The organism is Oleiphilus sp. HI0079, assembly GCF_001635105.1.
On sequence record NZ_LWFT01000560.1, the window covers coordinates 1 to 5016 of the forward strand.

6 protein-coding genes are annotated in these 5016 nt (G+C 48.7%); all 6 read right to left on the reverse strand.

Annotated features, from left to right (window positions below; genetic code table 11):
* A partial coding sequence (locus A3750_RS09080) for an aminotransferase class IV (RefSeq protein ID WP_197474972.1) occupies positions 1 to 486 on the reverse strand: 486 nt, incomplete at its 3' end.
* A gap of 141 nt (positions 487 to 627) precedes the next feature.
* Positions 628 to 1869: a beta-ketoacyl-ACP synthase II gene (gene fabF, locus A3750_RS09085; RefSeq protein ID WP_068548181.1), complete on the reverse strand. Its 1242-nt coding sequence runs from the start codon at positions 1867 to 1869 to the stop codon at positions 628 to 630.
* Between the two features lie 96 nt (positions 1870 to 1965).
* Complete coding sequence (gene acpP, locus A3750_RS09090; protein WP_068458536.1) at positions 1966 to 2199, reverse strand: acyl carrier protein; 234 nt, start codon at positions 2197 to 2199, stop codon at positions 1966 to 1968.
* 159 nt (positions 2200 to 2358) lie between these two features.
* Positions 2359 to 3105, reverse strand: a complete 747-nt coding sequence (gene fabG / locus A3750_RS09095) for a 3-oxoacyl-ACP reductase FabG (protein ID WP_068458535.1) — start codon at positions 3103 to 3105, stop codon at positions 2359 to 2361.
* Entirely contained in the window at positions 3106 to 4050 is a 945-nt protein-coding gene (gene fabD / locus A3750_RS09100) for an ACP S-malonyltransferase (RefSeq protein ID WP_068458534.1), read from the reverse strand. It abuts the gene before it with no gap.
* 28 nt (positions 4051 to 4078) lie between these two features.
* A partial coding sequence (gene plsX, locus A3750_RS09105; protein ID WP_068548182.1) for a phosphate acyltransferase PlsX occupies positions 4079 to 5016 on the reverse strand: 938 nt, incomplete at its 5' end.

Consider the following 5016-nt stretch of genomic DNA (forward strand, 5'->3'; position numbering starts at 1 on the left):
TGCAAGGACTTGGTCGAGACGATTCATGTGCTTAATGCCAGCTAGATTCGGCTGCTCGCTTAATTGGTAAGCACACAGCTTTAGATCAATACCTTTTCTGTAGAAATCCGCTTGATACTGCGGCAATTCGAACGCTTGTAGGTGGAAATCTGTCACACTTGGCTGCATCGGGGCGTAACCACGACCACCCTCTCTGCGGATAGCAAAAAGCTTTACAAGGCCTGATTGATGCTCAATGAGCTGCATTCTTCGCACGACGTCTTCTAAAGCTTGATCAAACTGCTGAAGCATCTCAAGCGAAGGACCTAAAGCCAGAACCTCAACCCCCCGCAAAAAGCGAGCTCTATGGTAATCCAGCAATGGAACCATGCCATCAACGATACGAATGGTCTCGAAAATACCATCCCCATAAGACAAAGCTCGATTGCTTAGGCTAAGTGGCGAGGCGCCATCGTCGTCAAGAGAGCTGAATAGCAATGCACTCATAGCGATTGTGCTCAATTATTGGGGTTTAGGCGTTAACACAAAGCGACTACGATCACTTTGCTTGGTCTTGTTCTTCTTAGGATTGGATACTCGGTCTCGACTCGGCGTTGATTAGATACAGCGTATCGTCTTCAACAACATTTATAGTGCTTTGAAAATAAGCGTCCCGTTCGTACCGCCAAAACCAAATGAGTTACTCAATACCGTTGAAATCTCTGCTTCTCGAGCTTTGTTTGGAACAACGTCCAGCGCGACTCCCGGCTCTTGTTCTTCAACATTAATCGTTGGTGGTGCAACGTTATCTCGAATGGCGAGTATGCTAAACATCGCTTCAACCGCCCCTGCTGCGCCTAGCAGATGGCCAATCGATGATTTGGTTGAACTAACCAACAAACCGCTGCTGCTATGCGGGAATAAGCTTTCGATTGCTTTCGCCTCTGCGACATCGCCTAGGGGTGTAGATGTGCCATGCGCGTTAATATAATCCACTTGCTCGGCGGCTATTCCTGCATCATTCAGGGCATTTTCCATAGAAGCACGTGCGCCCTCGCCATCTTCTGAGGGCGAGGTGATATGAAAGGCATCATCACTCATACCAAAACCCACAACCTCCGCATAAATTTCCGCACCGCGAGCTAAGGCGTGCTCGTATTCTTCCAAAACAACGCAAGCGGCGCCATCGGAGAGAACAAAACCATCACGAGCCGTATCCCAAGGACGGCTCGCCTTTGTTGGCTCATCATTACGAGTAGAAAGAGCCTTCGCATTGGCGAAACCAGCCATAGCGACAGGAGTAGTAGCCATTTCCGCACCTCCGGCAAGCATCACATCTGCATCGCCGTAAGATATCGTGCGAGCGGCGTAGCCAATATTGTGCGTGCCCGTAGTACAGGCAGTAACAACTGCAATATTAGGCCCTTTAAAGCCATATTTAATCGCTACATTGCCAGAGATCATGTTAATGATCGCGCTTGGTACAAAGAACGGAGAGACACGTCGCGAGCCAGATTTGTTGTATGTATCCCGCATGGTCTCGATCATCTCGATACCACCGATCCCGGACCCCATCGCAACACCCGTTCGCTTTAGTTGACGTTCGTTTAAACCCTCTAGGTTGGCATCTTCGACAGCTTGCATACAGGCAATCATTCCGTAGTGCATAAATGGATCCATGCGCCTCGCTTCTTTGCGATCCAAATAATCACCAATATCCAAGCCTTTAAGTTCACCACCAATTTTTACGGGAAAGTCCGTGGTGTCAAAACGCTCTACAAAGCCTATACCGCTCTCTCCCGCTAGCAAACGCTGCCAAGTGTCAGCTACTGAGTTGCCAAGCGGCGTCAAAGCACCAAGCCCCGTAACTACTACACGTCGTTTTGACATGAACTAACTCCGTAAAAAATTATAGGCGACGCAAATACCAAAAAACCGCCCAAAGCCGATTAGCTTGTGGACGGTTCGACGGTCGCGTTCGACTAATTATTGGTTAGCAATAATATAATCGATCGCTTCTTGTACTGTAGAAAGCTTTTCCGCTTCCTCATCAGGAATCTCTGTCTCAAACTCTTCTTCCAGAGCCATTACCAGTTCCACGGTATCAAGAGAGTCTGCACCGAGATCATCAACAAAAGAAGAAGTGTTTTGCACTTCAGCTTCTTTAACACCTAATTGCTCGCATACAATCTTTTTTACGCGTTCTTCTACAGTACTCATACATTCCTCTCTTAATGGAAACCGGTAGCTCAATTCAGCAGCGCCCCGTAAATCGTCTGAGCCCTCAAGCCGATAACGACCTCTTCTCGCGCTTCAGGCCAATTAATGCGTGCTAGTCTAGTTGAATCATTCAAGTGAGACAAGCATCTAAGCTATACCTTAAGACATATACATGCCGCCGTTAACATGGATCGTTTGACCGGTAACATAAGCAGCTTGGGTAGATGCCAAATAAGCGACGACAGACGCGACTTCCGCGGCAGTTCCGAGTCGACCAAGCGGGATCCTCGACAACATAGAGGCCTTATTATCCTCACTCAGTTCTTCTGTCATATCTGTTTGGATATATCCGGGAGCCACAGCATTGACAGTGATCCCGCGACTTCCGATTTCATGAGCCAAGGATCTCGTAAAGCCTTCTATCCCAGCCTTGGACGCACAATAATTTGCCTGACCTGGATTTCCCATCTGCGCGACAACAGAACTGACATTGATGATTCGTCCCCAGCGCGCCTTGGTCATCCCTTTTAACACTGCTTTTGAGGTGCGATAAACTGAACTCAAATTGGTTTGTATTACCTGCTGCCAGTCCTGCTCTTTCATACGAAGCATCAAACCATCTTTGGTAATACCCGCATTATTGACCAAAATCATTGGTGGGCCATAAGCCGATGTCACCTGAGCAACCCCCTCACTCACGGAATCAGGGTCACTCACATCCATGACTATTCCATCTCCGTCTAAGCCCCATTTAGCAAAATAATGCGAAATCGAGGAGGCGCCAGCCTCTGTCGTGGCAGTGCCAATGATTGTCAGGTTTTCATCGGCCGCCAGCGCCTTCGCTATTGCTTGACCAATACCACGACTGGCACCTGTTACCAATGCTACTTTTTTCTCTCCAAGCATTTACGCACCCTCTCCCTGCAATACAGCCTTAGTAGCCTCAATTGACTCGATATCAGATATCGCATACGACGTCACAGAGCGATCAATACGTTTATTCAAGCCAGCCAAAACCTTACCCGGACCACACTCGACAAACTGACCTGCATCACGACTTATAAGATAACGAATTGAATCCGCCCAACGCACAGGCTGATGCAAATGCTGCAGCAAATTGTGTTTTAGCTCATCCATTGAGCTCGGAACTGCCGCAGTAAAATTCTGCACGATGGGCACCGAAGGCTCTAACATCTCAATAGCATTGATGGCTTCTGCAAGCTCCTGCCCAGCCGGTTCTAACAGCGCACAGTGACAAGGCACACTAACCGGCAGCATGGCCGCTCGGCGTGCTCCAGCCTCTTTCGCCAACTCAATCGCTTTCTCAAGCGCCGCATTCGCTCCAGCAATCACGACCTGGCCCGGCGAATTAAAGTTAGCCGCAGAAACCACGCCAAATTGCTGCGCTTCTTCACAGACCCGTTCGACAGCGGAGTCCTCCAAACCTAACAAAGCCGCCATAGCGCCCTGACCTAATGGCACGGCACTTTGCATGAGCTTGCCGCGCAAATGCACAAGGCTAACTGCATCCGCAAGAGTGATCGCTCCAGACGCAGCTAGCGCCGTGTACTCTCCCAAGCTATGGCCACACATATATTGAGGACGAAGGTCTGAGCGAGCACACCACTCCTGCCAAACTGCAATGCTCGCAGTCAGAATTAAAGGTTGCGTAATTTCAGTTTGATTTATTCGATCCTCTGGCCCACCCAAAGCTAGGGCTCTCAGGTCGATGTCGATCGCAGCTGATGCCTCGTCAAACACTTTATTCGCGCGTTCAGACAGACTTAAAAGCTCAGACATCATGCCAATTGTCTGAGAGCCTTGCCCAGGAAACATAAATACCAAAGACATTTCTTCTCCTATTTCGGGCTGAGCCAAATCAGTCGATTGAGGCCAGCTCCAGTATCCGATTAATTTGTTCAGGGAGGTTTTCCGCGGCTTCGCGCTCTGCTAGCTCGATAGCGTGAATAAATGCCGCTACGCTTGAGGAGCCATGACTTTTCACAACCACGCCATTTAGACCAAGAAACATGGCTCCATTATGCGTCTCGGGGTCTAATTGACGCAACGCATCACCCATTAATGGTAGGACCAAACGCCCCAATAAACGACGATAGAAATTCTTATCAAAAAACTCTTTGACACCTGAAAGGATGATACCCGCCGCTCCCTCTGCGCTTTTCAATGCGATATTTCCGACAAATCCATCGCATACCAGTACATCTGCCTTACCACGGAATATATCTCCGCCTTCAGCAAAACCGATGTAATTAATTTCTTGAGTATCTTTGATTAGCGCATCCGCCAAGCGGACGACCTCATTGCCCTTAATATCCTCGTCGCCAACATTGAGTAATGCTACCGACGCCTGAGGCTTATTCTTAATAACCTGGGCCAGTATCTGCCCCATCAATGCGAACTGCAAAAGCTGCTCTGCAGAGCTATCGACAGTCGCACCAAGATCTAAGACGAGGGTACCGCCAGACTTCGAAGGGAATAACTTGGTGATAGCAGGCCGATCAACACCGTGAAAAGTTCCAAGAATAGATCGACCCAGAGCCATCAAGGCGCCAGTATTACCGCCACTCACAACGGCTTCAGCCTCTCCATGACGAACCATCTTGAGCGCTTCAGCCATAGAACTATCTTGCTTTTGACGCAAGACGCGAGAAGGTTTATCGCTCATTTCAACGATCGAGCCAGCGTGAAGAACTTGAATACGGTGTTTTAAAGCGGCATAGGCGGCATGCTGAAATAAAAAAACCTCCAGATCGTCTTGTTTTCCAACTAAAACGATATCGGAGGTTTTGTTGCGTT

Coding starts and splice junctions, on each gene's coding strand:
- fabF (WP_068548181.1), bottom strand. CDS start 1,869: ATGTCAAAACGACGTGTAGTAGTTACGGGGCTTGGTGCTTTGACGCCG.
- acpP (WP_068458536.1), bottom strand. CDS start 2,199: ATGAGTACTGTAGAAGAACGCGTAAAAAAGATTGTATGCGAGCAATTA.
- fabG (WP_068458535.1), bottom strand. CDS start 3,105: ATGCTTGGAGAGAAAAAAGTAGCATTGGTAACAGGTGCCAGTCGTGGT.
- fabD (WP_068458534.1), bottom strand. CDS start 4,050: ATGTCTTTGGTATTTATGTTTCCTGGGCAAGGCTCTCAGACAATTGGC.